Here is a 13,861-nt window from a genome sequence, read left to right as displayed (position 1 = left end):
GGCCTCCCGCCCCCTTCTCCGCGCAGCCGGCTGCACCGGAAGGTGTTGGGCGTGGCAGCGCGCCTGACGGCGCGCTGCGGTTCCGCTTGATTGCAGGTTACAGATCCTTGCAAAGTCTCAGCGCATCATAGATGGCGGCGTGCATATTGCGCCCTGACACCGCATCACCGGCCCGCGCCAGCCAGAAGCTGCCCTGCGGATTGATGGCGGCAAAAGGGCTGGTTCCGGCAATCATTGCCTGGTGGTCCAACTGACCCAGGTTGCGCGACAGCGGCTTCAGCGCATGGTAAAGTTCATCCGCCGGAGTGATACCATGTTCGCTGACCACATGATCCGCCACACGCTCGGTCACTTCCCCGGTCAGGACATGGCGCAGGGTGATGCATTTACGGCTGCCTGCCGTAGCCACGGCAACCACCTCCAGAAAGCACTCAAACGTGACGCCCTGCCGCGCCAGATCACGCAGCACCACCGCCGAATTGACCGGCCCCAGATCATGCGCTGCCATCCGGTCAGGCGTGACCAGCGTCACCTTGCAGCCGGCCTTGGCCATCGCATCCGCGCAGACCAGGGCCGCGTGATCACCGCATTCATCCAGCAGCAGCACCGCGCCCGGTACCCTTGCCTCGCCGCCCAGCACCTCCCAGCTGGAGGTGATCAAATCACCGCCGGGGATCTCCCGGGGCTCCGGCCAGCCGCCAGTGGCCACGATCACTGCGTCCGGGTTTTCGGCCAGCACGTCGCCTGCCTCGGCGTAAGTATTCAGCCGCACCTCCACACCCAGCCGCTCCGCTTCCGAGATCAGCCAGTCCGCTACACCCCAAATCTGACGCCGGGTCATGCCCTTGGCCGCCAAGACCATCTGCCCGCCAAGCCGCCCGCCCGCCTCAAGCAGCACCACCCTGTGGCCGCGCTCCGCCGCAACACGTGCCGCCTCCAGTCCCGCCGGGCCGCCGCCGATCACCACCACCTTGCGCCGCTCCCGCGCAGGCGGGATCACATGCGGCATCACAGCCTCGCGCCCGGTTGCGGCGTTATGGCCGCAGACCGCGGGCTTGCCCTGGTTCACCCGGTCCACGCAATAGCCCAGCGCCACGCAGGGACGGATACGCTCCTCCTCGCCGCGCTGCAGCTTTGCCACCAGATGGGGATCTGCCATATGCGCCCGGGTCATGCCGATCATATCGGCCTGGCCTTCGCGGATGGCATGGCGGGCGGTAGCAATATCGGCCACGCCCCCGGCATGGAACACCGGCAGATCCACAGCCGCGCGGATCGCGCCCGCCACATTCAGATCCGGCGCCGCGGGCATCCCCATCGGCGCCACCCAGCCCGCGAGGCCGAGGTCATCATAAGGCGCGCCCGCCAGCACGTTCAGGAAATCCACCGCGCCGGTGGCGGCAATCTTCTGCGCCGCCGCGATGCATTCCGCGGCACTCAGCCCGCCCTCCGCCAGCTCATCCCCCGTGACCCGCATCCCCAGGATCAGATCCGGCCCCACGGCCTCCCGCACCGCTTCCAGCACCTGCAGCGTCAGCCGCAGCCGGTTATCGAGTGAACCGCCGTAGTCATCCTCGCGGGTGTTCACCAGCGGCGACAGGAACTGCCCCAGCAGATGTGAGTGCGACAGCAGCTCAATCCCATCGAATCCGCCTTCCCGGCAACGCAGTGCCGCGGCGGCAAAATCGTTGATAATACGGGAGATATCCTCCTGCTCCATCACCTTTGGAAAAGCCCGGTGCGCCCGTTCCCGCCGCCCCGACGGCCCCAGCACCGGCAGCCAGTGCCCGTCATCCCAGGCAGTACGCCGGCCCATATGGGTGATCTGGCACATCACCGCCGCGCCATGCTTGCGCACCCCATCGGTCAGTTTCTTGAACCACGGAATGATACTGTCATCCCCTGCATAGAGCTGCCCGAAGACCGATGGGCTGTCCGGCGCGATATTGGTCGAGCCGCCGATCATCGTCAGCGCAATGCCGCCGCGCGCCTTCTCTTCATGATACAGCCGGTAGCGGTCGCGCGGATGGCCGCCCTCCTGGAACGACGGCGCATGGGCTGTGCTCATGATCCGGTTGCGCAAACTTAGATGCCGGATTTGCAGCGGCTGAAGGAGAGGGTCATTGTCCAAGGTCATAGGTCGCGGTCCATTTAATGCTGCCACGTGCAGCAGGCCCGGTCCGGTCACCATCCGGCTTGCAGAAAACCGGCAATTTCCCGGCCCCGTTGCGACACCTTGCCCGCGGTTGGCGGAATCTCCGTCTGACCGGATGGTCAAAGCCGGATTTTCCGTTTACCAGCAGCCGGATTTTGTGCCCGGCCTCCATTCCGGTGCCCCCTCCGCACAAGCAGCTGAACCAATGAACGAGCATCACCATGACCGCCACCAGCGACCGCACTCCGGTGCCTGAAGCCCAGGACACCGACTACAAATTCTCCCCGAAACAGGCGCTGACCGGCGCCCAGATGCTGTTTGTCGCCTTCGGCGCGCTAGTGCTGGTGCCGCTTTTGACCGGGCTGGACCCCAGCGTCGCCCTGTTCACCGCAGGACTTGGAACGCTGATCTTCCAGATCGTCACCCGCGGCCAGGTGCCGGTGTTCCTGGCGTCCTCCTTTGCCTTCATCGCGCCGATCATCTACGGCGTGCAGACCTGGGGCATGGCGGCGACCACCGGCGGGCTGGCGGCGGCGGGCCTGCTGTATGTGGTGCTCAGCTTTGCCATCCGCGCCTTTGGCGCGGGCTTCATGCACCGGCTGCTGCCGCCCGTGGTGGTCGGCCCGGTGATCATGGTGATCGGCCTGTCGCTGGCGCCGGTGGCGGTCAACATGGCCACCGGCCTGGCCGGCGACACCCAGGTGATGCCGAAAAACACCGCTCTTCTGCTTGCAGCTGTTGCCCTCGGCACCACCATGCTGACCGCTATTCTGGGCCGTGGGATCATGCGCGTGGTGCCGATCCTGGCCGGCGTCGCTGCCGGCTATGGTGCCGCGCTGGTCCTCGGCGCCGTCACCGGGCAAAACCTGGTGGACACCGCTCCGCTGGCCAGCGCCGCCTGGTTCGCGGTCCCGGATTTCGTCGCGCCCGAGTTCAATCTGGCCGCCATCCTGTTCATTCTGCCCGTCGCCATTGCGCCCGCGATTGAACATTTCGGCGACATCATGGCGATCTCCAATGTGACCAAGCGCGACTACATGGAGAAACCCGGCATCCAGAACACCATGCTGGGCGACGGCCTGGCCACTGCCGCCGCGGGCATCTTAGGCGGCCCGCCCAACACCACCTATTCCGAGGTCACCGGCGCCGTCACCCTGACCCGTGCCTTCAACCCGGCGATCATGACCTGGGCAGCGCTCTTCGCCATCGCGCTCTCCTTCGCGGGCAAGCTGTCCGGTGCGCTGGCCACTATCCCGATGCCAGTGATGGGCGGCATCATGATCCTGCTCTTCGGCATGGTCACCGTGGTCGGCCTCAGCGTGCTGGCCAAGCTGGGCGACGCCCTGTCCGAGGCCCGCAACATGGTGATCATCTCCACCGTGCTGATCATCGGTCTGGGCGGGCTGACGCTGCAATTCGGCGAAGGCTTTACCCTCGCGGGCATCGGTCTCTCCGGCGTTGCGGGCCTCTTGCTGAACCTGATCCTGCCGAAACAGCGGGACTGATCCCGAAAACAACCGGAGCCGCCTGCCGGGCGGCTCCGCTCACCGCTTCTCCGGTTTTATATCCCGGATTCGCACCACATGTGCTTCGATATCCGCGCGGGTGAACGTCGAATGCACCCGTTCGGTCGAGGCCGGATGGTTGCCCAGCCCCAGCTTCAACTCTGCCCGCCAGGCCCGCTTTGGCCGGATCGGCCGCGGCGCAAAGCCACCACCGCAGGTGGGGCAGACATTGTCCAGCACCTGCTCTGCACACTCCGCGCAATAGGTGCATTCATAACTGCAGATCCGCGCGTCCGGTGCATCCGGCGGCAGATCCTTGTCACACAGCTCGCAATTGGGGCGTAACTCCAGCATCGTGCTCTCCTTGTCAGGCCGCCACCCTGCCCCCGGTTCCGGCCCTGCACAAGCCTCCCGCGCCGCGCCGCCGCGCGGCGCCACGCCCGACCGCAAGGCGGTGCAGCTTGCCTGCATCCCCGCGCGGGCGGGAGCTTGCCGCCTGCGGCAAAGCGCCAGAGCCCCTGAAACGGGGCAATTCCGCCCGTTTTCCGCGACAAGCCGGATTGCACCAAACCCCAGTTTCCCTATAGTGCGCGCTCCATAAGCCGCGACAGGAGCCACCAAGCCATGGCCGACATCAAAGTAGGCATCATCATGGGCAGCCAATCCGACTGGCCCACCATGAAGGAAGCCGCCACTATCCTGGATGAACTGGGTGTTGAGTATGAGGCCAAAATCGTCTCCGCCCACCGCACCCCGGACCGGCTGTGGAGCTACGGCAAATCTGCCGCCGACCGCGGGTTGCAGGTGATCATCGCAGGTGCCGGCGGTGCTGCCCATCTGCCCGGCATGGTCGCCTCCAAAACCCGCGTCCCCGTTGTGGGCGTGCCGGTGCAGACCCGCGCCCTTTCAGGCGTCGACTCGCTGTATTCCATCGTGCAGATGCCCAAGGGCTTCCCGGTTGCCACCATGGCCATCGGTGCCGCCGGTGCTGCCAACGCAGGTCTGATGGCCGCAGGCATCCTGGCGCTGCAGGACTCAGATCTTGCCCAGCGCCTGGATGATTGGCGCGAGGCGCTCTCCGCCTCCATCCCCGAGGAGCCCTCCGATGACTGAAGCCCTGCAGCCCGGCGCCACCATCGGCATTCTCGGCGGCGGCCAGCTTGGCCGGATGCTCTCGGTTGCAGCCTCCCGCCTCGGCTTCAAGACGCATATCTTTGAACCAGGCGCCAACCCGCCCGCAGGCCATGTCGCCGATCAGGTGACCACCGCCGGTTATGAAGACGCTGAGGCGCTGGCCGCCTTTGCCGCTGCCGTCGATGTGATCACCTATGAGTTCGAGAACATCCCCACTTCGGCGTTGGACCTGCTGGAGTCGCAAAGGCCGATCCGTCCGGGCCGCGAAGCGCTGCGCATCAGCCAGGACCGGCTGACGGAAAAGGCTTTCCTGCAGGATCTCGGCCTCACAACCGCCCCTTTCGACGGCATCACCGACCAGGCCAGCCTCGACGCCGCCCTGGCTGAGATCGGCGCGCCCTCAATCCTGAAGACCCGCCGTTTCGGCTATGACGGCAAGGGCCAGGCCCGCATCAAGGCGCCTGAAGACGCTGCCGGGGCGCTCGCTGCCATGGCAGGCGCGCCGTCGGTCCTCGAAGGGTTTGTAACTTTCACCCACGAGGTCTCGGTCATCGCCGCCCGCGGTGTGAGCGGTGAGATCGCCTGTTTCGATCCAAGCGAGAATGTCCACCGCGACGGCATCCTGCACAGCACCACCGTGCCTGCGCGCCTCAGCAAAGGCCAGCGCATGGACGCGGTGCTAATGGCGGGCAAGATCCTGAATGCGCTTGATTATGTCGGCGTTCTGGGGGTAGAGCTGTTCGTGACGCCGCAAGGCCTGATCGTCAACGAGATCGCCCCGCGCGTCCACAATTCCGGCCATTGGACCCAGAACGGCTGCACCGTCGATCAGTTCGAACAGCACATCCGCGCCGTCGCGGGCTGGCCGCTGGGCGACGGCCGGCGCCATTCCGACGTGGTGATGGAAAACCTGATCGGAGATGATGTGGACCGCATCCCCGAGCTCGCAAAAGAACCCGATTGCGCCCTCCACCTCTACGGTAAGGCCGAAGCCAAGCCAGGCCGCAAGATGGGTCATGTGAACCGTGTGGTGAAAGCGCAGGACTGAAGGATTGGGGCGCTGCCCCAAACCCCGGGAGTATTTAAGACCAGAAAGAAACAGGCGGCGGTCTCAGATGAGACCGTTTCTAATGATTTCCGCGTTCATCCAATGCACATCAGTCTGCACATGATCGGCGCGAACGTATTTGGCCAGCAGCCTCTGCATGTCCACCTCGGCAAACCCTCTGGCTGTCCGGATCACACAGCCTTCCTGCCTCTCCAGATCCATGCCGGATATGGTCTCGCGCAGCACCTGCCCGGATGGCGGTCCGCGGTACAGCACCGGCACGCTCACAATGCCCAGTTCTGCGAACCGGGCCAGGGTTTCTTCCCAAGGCTGAATCACGCCGTTCAAGATCCAGGCGAACCCCAGGAAATAGCTGGGCAGTGCCTCGTAGGCGATGGCGTGGCGTGCATAAAGATACTCCCCGACAATCCGTTCCCCTTGCGCCAAACCCGGCGAGATGCCCGCAGCAAAGGCCTTCATCCAGTCCCGCGACGGGTGATACCGCGCATCCGGGCTGCGCGGATGGCAGCCGCCGCTGTGGACCGTGGTGTTTTCCCCATCCATCTTCTCGGTGATGATCACCTCCGGCTCGGCCAGCAGGGCAGAAGTATCCAGCATGATCTTGTCATCACTGGCGGCGCCGGGCGATTGCGGCAGGTGAAATGTGCGGCCGTATTTTCGGGTCATGTCAGAAAATTTCGTTTGATGGAAATGTCATTCGACGCAGCCTATCCGCAGTGCACCCAGGCGGCAAGACAGGGCAGTGAAAGCGGCCCCGCCGGTTTCACGCGCCGCAAAGAGGGCCATCCGGCCTGATGCGCGGCGCTCCCCCTCAGGCCAGGAAGCGGGTGGCAACATCCCCCGACATATAGCTGACCCGTCCGCCCGACAGCGTCGCCGCCACCCGCTGGGTTTCCTTGTTCAGCACCACAATGTCAGCCCTCTTGCCCGTCTCCAACCGCCCGCGGTCGGTCAGTCCCAGCACCTGCGCAGGCCCGTCCGAGACCAGCCGCCAGGCGCTGGCTAAATCCATCAGGCCAGAGCGTTCCAGCATCAGCGCCGCGCGGCGCGGGCTGGGGTAGTGATAATCCGACGCCAGCGCATCGCACAGCCCCATGGCGATCAGCTCAACGGCGGAGGCATTGCCCTTATGCGAGCCGCCGCGCACCACATTGGGCGAGCCGAGAATGACGGGATCACCTGCCGCCCGCGCGGCCTCTGCCGCCTCAAGCGTTTCCGGAAACTCGGCAATCCGGGCGCCGCGGCCGCGCCAGACAGCGCGGTCCTCAGAGGTCTGGTCGTCATGGCTGCCAAGGCGCACGTCCAGCGCCGCCAGTTCACGGCACAGCGCATCCAGCCTGCCCGGCACCTCATCCCGGCGCGCGTGCATGTCCTTCAGCATCTGCCAGTGAACCTCCGGATTGCGCCCCGCCTTCAGCGCCTGGCCGGTGAGGCGCGGCGGCTTCCTGCCCTGTGCCAGCCGGTCATGCGGCAGGTGGTCGTTAAACACCACATAAGGCACCTGCCAGTCCGCCACTTTTGCGGCGAGCCCGGCGTGGTCCTCCAGCATGTGGATCTCAAACCGCAGCTGCGGCAGCAGGTCCGTGACCAGCGAACCGCGCACATCCTTGATACCCTCAAACACCTGACCGGCAAACTCCGGGCCGCGCAGGCCGCCTTCCCAGGAATAGAACTGCGCCATCACAGCGGTGGTGATACCATTGGCGGCCAGCTCCGCCTCCGCCGCGACGACACCTTCGGCCATCTGCTTCATCGCGCCCCGGCGCGGCGCCAAATGGCGCTCAAACCCGTCGCCGTGCAGATCCACGATCCCCGGCAGCACCAGATAGCCTGTCAGGTCCGCAACGCGCCCTGCCGCTGTCTCCGATACCAGGCCGCCTGCGATGGCAATTTCGCCGCCGTGCTCCAACCCGCCGGGGCGCAGCACATCACCGCCTAGCAGCGTCAGTTCCAATGTCATTTCTCTGCCTCTGCGCAACCGCCATTCAGCTGGCAAGCCTCAGCGATGATCTCTTCCACCGCCGCCAGCCAGGTCAGCGACGGCTCAAACCGCCCTTCCTCCAGGAAATGCAGCGTCTGCGCCATCACCTGCGGGCTGTTCATCATATAGGTGTGGGTGACCGGCAGCGTCAGATGCGCCGCCATGCCATCCGCCTTGGTGCTTGCGACCGAGACCTTGCCGTCATCCGCCCCCGGTATAAGGGCGGAGAACAGCGGGTTCAGCGTCTCGCTGCCCGCAATCACCCCCAGTTGAAAATCAACCGGCGGCAGTTGTTTCGGCAAGCTCTCCGCCCCGGTTCCCAGCTGCAGGCCCGCAGGGCCGTTCAACAGGCCGAAAACCTCCCAATCGCCCAGCTCATCCACCAGTTCGCTGCCCTGGTTCGGCGGGCCCATCATCACCACCCGGCCCAAGTTCTGCGGATGGTTGCCCTGCAGCCAGTAGCGCAGCAGGATACCACCCATCGAGTGGGTCACCACATGGGCTGTCTCTTCGCCGCAGGCAGCAAAGGCCTGTGGCAAGGCCTCCTCCGCCAGTACCTGAATGGTCTCCTCGGTGGAGGCATAGCCGGGCCGCACAACGCTGTAGCCGCGCGACTGCAAGACCTCCCCGAGCACCACAAACGACGTCTCGCTGCGGGCCAGCCCGTGCAGCAGGATCACACAATCAGCCGCAGCGGGCAGCGGCAGCAGCGCCGCAGCAGCGGCTATCAGGGATTTCATCGAAATACGCATAGAGACCAGATAAGCGCAAACGGCAGGTGGTGAAAGCCCCTCAGCCGGCCTTGCCCGGCTCCTGCCGCGCGGCCTGCCCCGGCCCGCCCCGCACCACCAGCGCAATCCCCCCCAGCACCGCAACCGAGCCGAACACCAGCCGCAGCCCGACACTCTCGCCCAGCAGCACCGCCCCCGCAAGGATTGCAATCACCGGCACGCTCAGCTGCACGGTGGCCGCCACCGCGGGCAGCAATTGCGGCAGCACCCGGTACCACAGCGCATATCCAAGCCCCGAGGTCACCGCGCCGGACAAAATTGCCAAAAACACCCCGTACAGGCTCACCACCGTGCCGCCGCCCGCCAACAGCAGAACCGGCAGCATCATCACGCTGGACCAGGCGAAATTCACCGCCGTGGACACCAGCGGCGCCTGCGCACCGCGCCCCAACAGACTGTAGATGCCCCAGCCCAGCCCGCTCGCGGCCATCAGCAAAGATGCGGTTAACGGCACTCCGGCGCCATCCGCAGGCCAAACCACATAGGCCAGCCCGAAAAAGGCCGCCACCGCCCCGGCGGTCTGGGCCGGCCCCGGCCGGCTGCCGCGCACAGCCCCCCACAGGAACATGGACATCTGCACCACCCCGAACAGCACCAGCGCCCCCAGTCCTGCATCAAGATCCTGATACGCCAAGGTGAATCCCGCCATATACAGCGTCAGCGCCGCTCCGCCCCACAGGCTGGAAGGACGCAGGATGCGCTCCCGGCTCCAGGTCTCCAGCCGCCGGATCCGGCACAAAGCCGCCAGGATCAGCGCCCCGGACACCAGCCGCCACAGGCCGAAACCCGTGGCATCCATATAGCCGCCGCCAACTGCGGCCCGGCCCAGGATCGAATTTGCGGCAAAGGCCAGCATGGTGAGAGAGACAAGCAGAAACAATCGCATAAGATGCCAGCTACAATGGAGCCGCCTGCCGGGCCAGTGATTTTTCCGTGTCAGCAGCAGCCCGGCGGCAGACACGCTTCTTTCTGGCCAAAAATACTCCCGCCGGAGGCAGGCCCGCCCTGCGGGTCTTCAGCGGCGGTCCTGAACAAAGTCCAAATCCAAATCCGGCAACCGCTCCAGCGGGTAATCCGGATGCAGGGTCCAGATATTGTCGTGATCCAGCTCCAGCGGCCGCAGCGTGCCGCCCGGAAACGCCCGCGTGCGCAGCGCCAGCGCAATGTCCGACATCGCGCCGGGATTGTCGCGGAAATAGGAATGGCCCGATCCGCCTGCCCCTTCCACCCGGATGAAATGCACCAGCCCCACCTTCTTCAGCGCGGCCAGTTCACCGGGGGCGAAATCCGACGCATCCAGCCGCCCGAACCGCGCCTCCCGGGTCAGGATCGAGGCAATGGCCAGCGCCTGATCATCCGGATTGATATACACATTGACCTGCTCAAAGGCCGCAAAGACCCGTTCGCTCATCAGCCGCTGCCGCACAATGCCCACATCCAGATCCGGCGCCGCCAGCACCAGCGTGCCGGTCTTCAGCGTGATCTTGGGGCGCACGCCCCGCCCGCGCTCGCGGATCACCAGCTCCCGCAGCGCCGTGGCCGCCACATCCGAACCGCGGGAATGGGCAACGATGTCGATATCCTCCACCTCCGGAACCGAGGCCAGCAAATCCAGCGTTTCCTTCAGATGAAAAACCGAAAAATCCCCCGCCTCCCGGTCGCGGAAATACTTGAACAGGCCGGAACTGCCCGCAGGCCAGGAAAACGCCATCGGCACCGAACGCCGCCCGGAGTAATGCCAGATATTGGCCAGGGTGGTCAGCGCCTCATCAAAATCATTGTTGAACCCGTGCACAAACAGCAGAATGCGCCCGCTACCCGCGCGCCGGACCTCAGCCGCCACCGCCTTGCGGAATTCTGCAGCATAGGCGGCATAATCTCTTTCCGCCTGTGTCTCGGTCACCACCCTGCCGCCGCGCCGCTCGGCCGGCAGCGGCGTCTTGGAAAACCGGATCCCGTCGCGGAACCCCGCCACTTTCAGCCGCGGCAGCCGCCCGCTTGTATTTGCATGGGTCAGCGCCACCAATTCCGGCCAGTCATCGACCCGTGTGAACTGCACCTCTGCGGTGCCGAACGCCATGGAATCCGACCGCTCTGCCAGATAGGTCACCGACCCGTCGCCATTCAACCGCTGCGACCGGTTGGTGACATAAAGCAGCCTGGGCACGACCGTGCGCTGCGCCTCTGGAACCCGCTCCGCCTGGTAATTGCGCCCTGTTGAGTAAAGGTTCGGCGGCTTGGCCAGCCGGTCCACCGGCGACACCCCGCAGCCCGCAATCAGCAGCGCCAGTAAGAGCCGGACCACTATACGCTCTGACAGTATCGCCATCCGCCGGTCCCTCCCTGTTGCGCGCTCCACTTCAGCAATTCTGAAGGCTAGCCCGCAAACATATGTCCGGCCAATGAAAATATCGTGTCAACCGGAGCCGCCCGGGAACGCCTGCGGATAGATCAGCTCCGCCACCGGCACATCATCGCCCCGCCGCAGGATCAGGGTGTATTCCAGCGGATAGGGGCTGCTGAGCTTTTGCGCCCGCTGCAGGCTGAAGCCATAACGCCCATAGAAGGAGGGCTTGCCCAGCACCACGATGGTCTCAGGGAGTTTTCCATCAATTGCCTCCGTCGGCATCTCATAGCATTGCGCCAGCTCCTGCAGCATCCGGGTGCCGAACCGCCACGGACCGCGGTACAGTTGGTCCTCAGTCCCCCCAACTTCCATATTCGGATTGTTCTCGGCCAGCTTGCCGCCCTGCCATTCCGGCCGTACAGCCATCGGTGCCAGACAGGCCCAGCCCTCCGGCGCCTGCATCCGGCTCAAAGCATAGTAGCCGCCAATCTTGCCATCCCAGGACTTGCGGAACTCAAACAGCATGTCCCCGTCCGCCCGTAGCTGCCGCACCAGCCGCGCTTCGGCATCAGTGGGAAAGGCGGTCAGCAAAACCGCCTCGACCTCATCAAAATGCTCTTCCTTCACCTCGTTCAACGTATCCGGCCCGACAACCATTCCAATCCTCCCGCATTCACCTTTGCACAAATACTCGCGCCGCAGGCAGGCCCGCAAGGCGGGCCTTCTGCCTCGCCAGAAACGAAAAGGGGCCGCCTTGACAGGCAGCCCCCAAATCTTTGCAGTCATCAGCGGTGGGCTCTCGGCAGATTGGCCTTAATAGCCAATCGCCTGTCGCCCATCACAAATCCCAAGGGATTTGTGATTACATCATGCCGCCCATGCCGCCCATGCCGCCCATGTCAGGCATGCCGCCGCCGGCGCCTGCGCCTTCTTTGGCGGGCTTGTCGGCAACCATGGCTTCGGTGGTGATCAGCAGACCGGCAACCGAGGCTGCGTCTTCCAGAGCGGTACGCGCCACTTTGGCCGGATCGATCACACCAAAGGCGAACATGTCGCCGTATTCTTCGGTCTGAGCGTTGAAGCCAAAGTTCTTGTCGGAGCTTTCGCGGACCTTGCCGGCCACAACAGCACCGTCAACACCGGCGTTTTCAGCGATCTGGCGCAGCGGCGCTTCGATGGCCTTGCGCACGATCACGATACCGGCGTTCTGGTCAGCGTTTGCACCTTCCAGGCCTTCCAGCGCCTTACCGGCCTGAACCAGAGCAACACCGCCGCCGACGATCACGCCTTCCTGCACAGCTGCGCGGGTTGCGTTCAGAGCATCGTCCACACGGTCTTTGCGCTCTTTCACTTCAACTTCGGTCATGCCGCCGACGCGGATCACGGCAACACCGCCTGCCAGTTTGGCAACACGTTCCTGCAGCTTTTCACGGTCGTAGTCAGATGTGGTTTCTTCGATCTGCGCGCGGATCTGGCCAACACGGGCTTCGATCTCGGCTTTCTGGCCTGCACCGTCGACGATGGTGGTTTCGTCTTTGGTGATTTCGATCTTCTTGGCCGAACCCAGCATGTCCATGGTCACGGACTCAAGCTTCATGCCCAGATCTTCGGAGATCACCTGGCCGCCGGTCAGGATTGCGATGTCCTGCAGCATGGCCTTGCGGCGGTCGCCGAAGCCCGGTGCCTTGACAGCAGCAATTTTCAGGCCGCCGCGCAGCTTGTTGACAACCAGGGTTGCCAGCGCTTCGCCTTCGACGTCTTCTGCAATGATCAGCAGCGGCTTCTGCGACTGGATCACCTGCTCCAGCAGCGGCACCATAGCCTGCAGCGAGGACAGTTTCTTTTCGTGCAGCAGGATCATGCAGTCTTCGAGATCTGCAATCATCTTGTCGGCGTTGGTCACGAAATAGGGCGACAGGTAGCCGCGGTCGAACTGCATGCCTTCGACAACAGTGGTCTCGGTTTCCAGACCCTTGTTTTCTTCGACGGTGATCACGCCTTCGTTGCCGACTTTCTGCATCGCGTCAGCAATCTGCTGGCCGATTTCAGCTTCGCCATTGGCGGAGATGGTGCCGACCTGTGCGACTTCAGCGGAGTCTTTGACTTCGCGGGCCATCTCTTTGATGCCGGCAACAACGGTCGAGGTCGCCAGGTCGATGCCGCGTTTCAGGTCCATCGGGTTCAGGCCCGCTGCAACCTGCTTCAGGCCTTCTTTGACGATGGCCTGGGCCAGCACGGTGGCGGTGGTGGTGCCGTCGCCGGCTTCGTCGTTGGTGCGGGAAGCAACTTCCTTCACCATCTGGGCGCCCATGTTCTCGAACTTGTCTTCAAGTTCGATTTCCTTGGCAACCGACACACCGTCTTTGGTGATGCGCGGCGCGCCAAAGGATTTGTCCAGAACCACGTTGCGGCCTTTGGGGCCCAGGGTCACTTTCACGGCGTCAGCCAGAATGTTGACACCGTTCAGCATGCGGTTGCGTGCGTCGGTTGCGAATTTGACGTCCTTAGCAGACATATTTCATTCTCCTCGAGAATTTCTGTTTGGCAGCGATAATAGGGGGGTCAGAGAAGCCGGGCGGCTTACTCGATGATCCCCATGATGTCGCTTTCTTTCATCATCAGCAGCTCTTCGCCGTCGACGGTGACCTCGGTGCCGGACCACTTGCCGAACAGGATCTTGTCGCCAGCCGAAACAGCCATCGCAATCAGCTCGCCGCTGTCCTTGCGCGCGCCTTCGCCGGTCGAGACGACTTGGCCTTCGCTCGGCTTTTCTTTTGCGCTTTCGGGGATGATCAGACCGCCCGCGGTTTTTTCTTCGCTTTCGGTGCGACGCACCAGTACGCGGTCATGAAGCGGTTTCAATGCCATCTTTGCAGCTC

Annotated in this window: 13 protein-coding genes; 3 read left to right on the top strand and 10 right to left on the bottom strand. The window is 64.2% G+C overall.

Translation table 11 applies throughout. From position 1 onward, the window contains the following. Nucleotides 1-97: 97 nt before the first annotated feature. Nucleotides 98-2,068, bottom strand: a complete 1,971-nt coding sequence (locus tag K3724_RS05800; RefSeq protein ID WP_311200210.1) for an FAD-dependent oxidoreductase — start codon at nt 2,066-2,068, stop codon at nt 98-100. A gap of 308 nt (nt 2,069-2,376) precedes the next feature. On the opposite strand from K3724_RS05800, the gene K3724_RS05795 reads away from it, so the two are divergent. Next, nucleotides 2,377-3,660 (top strand): uracil-xanthine permease family protein, encoded by a 1,284-nt coding sequence (locus K3724_RS05795; RefSeq protein ID WP_259990897.1) that lies wholly within the window; start codon nt 2,377-2,379, stop codon nt 3,658-3,660. Nucleotides 3,661-3,699: 39 nt separating this feature from the next. Here K3724_RS05795 and K3724_RS05790 read toward each other — a convergent pair whose 3' ends face one another. Further along, nucleotides 3,700-4,014 (bottom strand): DUF1272 domain-containing protein, encoded by a 315-nt coding sequence (locus K3724_RS05790; RefSeq protein WP_259990895.1) that lies wholly within the window; start codon nt 4,012-4,014, stop codon nt 3,700-3,702. Nucleotides 4,015-4,284: 270 nt separating this feature from the next. On the opposite strand from K3724_RS05790, the gene purE reads away from it, so the two are divergent. Further along, nucleotides 4,285-4,773 (top strand): 5-(carboxyamino)imidazole ribonucleotide mutase, encoded by a 489-nt coding sequence (gene purE / locus K3724_RS05785; RefSeq protein ID WP_259990893.1) that lies wholly within the window; start codon nt 4,285-4,287, stop codon nt 4,771-4,773. Next, complete coding sequence (locus K3724_RS05780) at nt 4,766-5,842, top strand: 5-(carboxyamino)imidazole ribonucleotide synthase (RefSeq protein WP_259990891.1); 1,077 nt, start codon at nt 4,766-4,768, stop codon at nt 5,840-5,842. Before purE ends, K3724_RS05780 begins: the two co-directional genes overlap by 8 nt. 63 nt (nt 5,843-5,905) lie before the next feature. On the opposite strand, the gene K3724_RS05775 is transcribed toward K3724_RS05780, so the two are convergent. From K3724_RS05775 to K3724_RS05740, 8 genes are all read right to left on the bottom strand, one after another. Then, complete coding sequence (locus K3724_RS05775; RefSeq protein WP_259990889.1) at nt 5,906-6,529, bottom strand: RNA ligase family protein; 624 nt, start codon at nt 6,527-6,529, stop codon at nt 5,906-5,908. 145 nt (nt 6,530-6,674) lie between these two features. Next, on the bottom strand, nt 6,675-7,823 hold the full coding sequence (locus K3724_RS05770) for an alpha-D-ribose 1-methylphosphonate 5-triphosphate diphosphatase (protein ID WP_259990887.1): 1,149 nt from the start codon (nt 7,821-7,823) through the stop codon (nt 6,675-6,677). Next, nucleotides 7,820-8,596: an alpha/beta fold hydrolase gene (locus K3724_RS05765; RefSeq protein ID WP_259990886.1), complete on the bottom strand. Its 777-nt coding sequence runs from the start codon at nt 8,594-8,596 to the stop codon at nt 7,820-7,822. The genes K3724_RS05770 and K3724_RS05765 overlap by 4 nt, the downstream gene beginning before the upstream one ends. Before the next feature lie 40 nt (nt 8,597-8,636). Then, on the bottom strand, nt 8,637-9,521 hold the full coding sequence (locus tag K3724_RS05760; RefSeq protein ID WP_259990884.1) for a DMT family transporter: 885 nt from the start codon (nt 9,519-9,521) through the stop codon (nt 8,637-8,639). A 129-nt stretch (nt 9,522-9,650) separates the two neighbouring features. Further along, a complete protein-coding gene (locus K3724_RS05755) occupies nt 9,651-10,964 on the bottom strand; it encodes an alpha/beta hydrolase (protein WP_259990882.1) in 1,314 nt (437 codons plus the stop codon). Nucleotides 10,965-11,051: 87 nt separating this feature from the next. Further along, nucleotides 11,052-11,639 (bottom strand): GNAT family N-acetyltransferase, encoded by a 588-nt coding sequence (locus K3724_RS05750; protein WP_259990880.1) that lies wholly within the window; start codon nt 11,637-11,639, stop codon nt 11,052-11,054. Nucleotides 11,640-11,844: 205 nt separating this feature from the next. Then, a complete protein-coding gene (gene groL, locus K3724_RS05745; RefSeq protein ID WP_259990879.1) occupies nt 11,845-13,497 on the bottom strand; it encodes a chaperonin GroEL in 1,653 nt (550 codons plus the stop codon). 65 nt (nt 13,498-13,562) lie between these two features. Beyond that, nucleotides 13,563-13,850, bottom strand: coding sequence for a co-chaperone GroES (locus tag K3724_RS05740; RefSeq protein WP_027258120.1), 288 nt, complete (start codon nt 13,848-13,850; stop codon nt 13,563-13,565). Nucleotides 13,851-13,861: the final 11 nt, after the last annotated feature.

The sequence above is a fragment of the Leisingera sp. M658 genome (assembly GCF_025144145.1).
GTDB lineage: Bacteria > Pseudomonadota > Alphaproteobacteria > Rhodobacterales > Rhodobacteraceae > Leisingera.
The sequence above is the reverse complement of the archived record's forward strand: the minus strand, read 5'-3'. Positions and strand labels throughout refer to the sequence as shown.

What these genes read in the sequence shown, in the direction of transcription:
- K3724_RS05800 (WP_311200210.1), bottom strand. Translation starts at nt 2,068, where the DNA reads ATGAGCACAGCCCATGCGCCGTCGTTCCAGGAGGGCGGCCATCCGCGC.
- K3724_RS05795 (WP_259990897.1), top strand. Translation starts at nt 2,377, where the DNA reads ATGACCGCCACCAGCGACCGCACTCCGGTGCCTGAAGCCCAGGACACC.
- K3724_RS05790 (WP_259990895.1), bottom strand. Translation starts at nt 4,014, where the DNA reads ATGCTGGAGTTACGCCCCAATTGCGAGCTGTGTGACAAGGATCTGCCG.
- purE (WP_259990893.1), top strand. Translation starts at nt 4,285, where the DNA reads ATGGCCGACATCAAAGTAGGCATCATCATGGGCAGCCAATCCGACTGG.
- K3724_RS05780 (WP_259990891.1), top strand. Translation starts at nt 4,766, where the DNA reads ATGACTGAAGCCCTGCAGCCCGGCGCCACCATCGGCATTCTCGGCGGC.
- K3724_RS05775 (WP_259990889.1), bottom strand. Translation starts at nt 6,529, where the DNA reads ATGACCCGAAAATACGGCCGCACATTTCACCTGCCGCAATCGCCCGGC.
- K3724_RS05770 (WP_259990887.1), bottom strand. Translation starts at nt 7,823, where the DNA reads ATGACATTGGAACTGACGCTGCTAGGCGGTGATGTGCTGCGCCCCGGC.
- K3724_RS05765 (WP_259990886.1), bottom strand. Translation starts at nt 8,596, where the DNA reads ATGCGTATTTCGATGAAATCCCTGATAGCCGCTGCTGCGGCGCTGCTG.
- K3724_RS05760 (WP_259990884.1), bottom strand. Translation starts at nt 9,521, where the DNA reads ATGCGATTGTTTCTGCTTGTCTCTCTCACCATGCTGGCCTTTGCCGCA.
- K3724_RS05755 (WP_259990882.1), bottom strand. Translation starts at nt 10,964, where the DNA reads ATGGCGATACTGTCAGAGCGTATAGTGGTCCGGCTCTTACTGGCGCTG.
- K3724_RS05750 (WP_259990880.1), bottom strand. Translation starts at nt 11,639, where the DNA reads ATGGTTGTCGGGCCGGATACGTTGAACGAGGTGAAGGAAGAGCATTTT.
- groL (WP_259990879.1), bottom strand. Translation starts at nt 13,497, where the DNA reads ATGTCTGCTAAGGACGTCAAATTCGCAACCGACGCACGCAACCGCATG.
- K3724_RS05740 (WP_027258120.1), bottom strand. Translation starts at nt 13,850, where the DNA reads ATGGCATTGAAACCGCTTCATGACCGCGTACTGGTGCGTCGCACCGAA.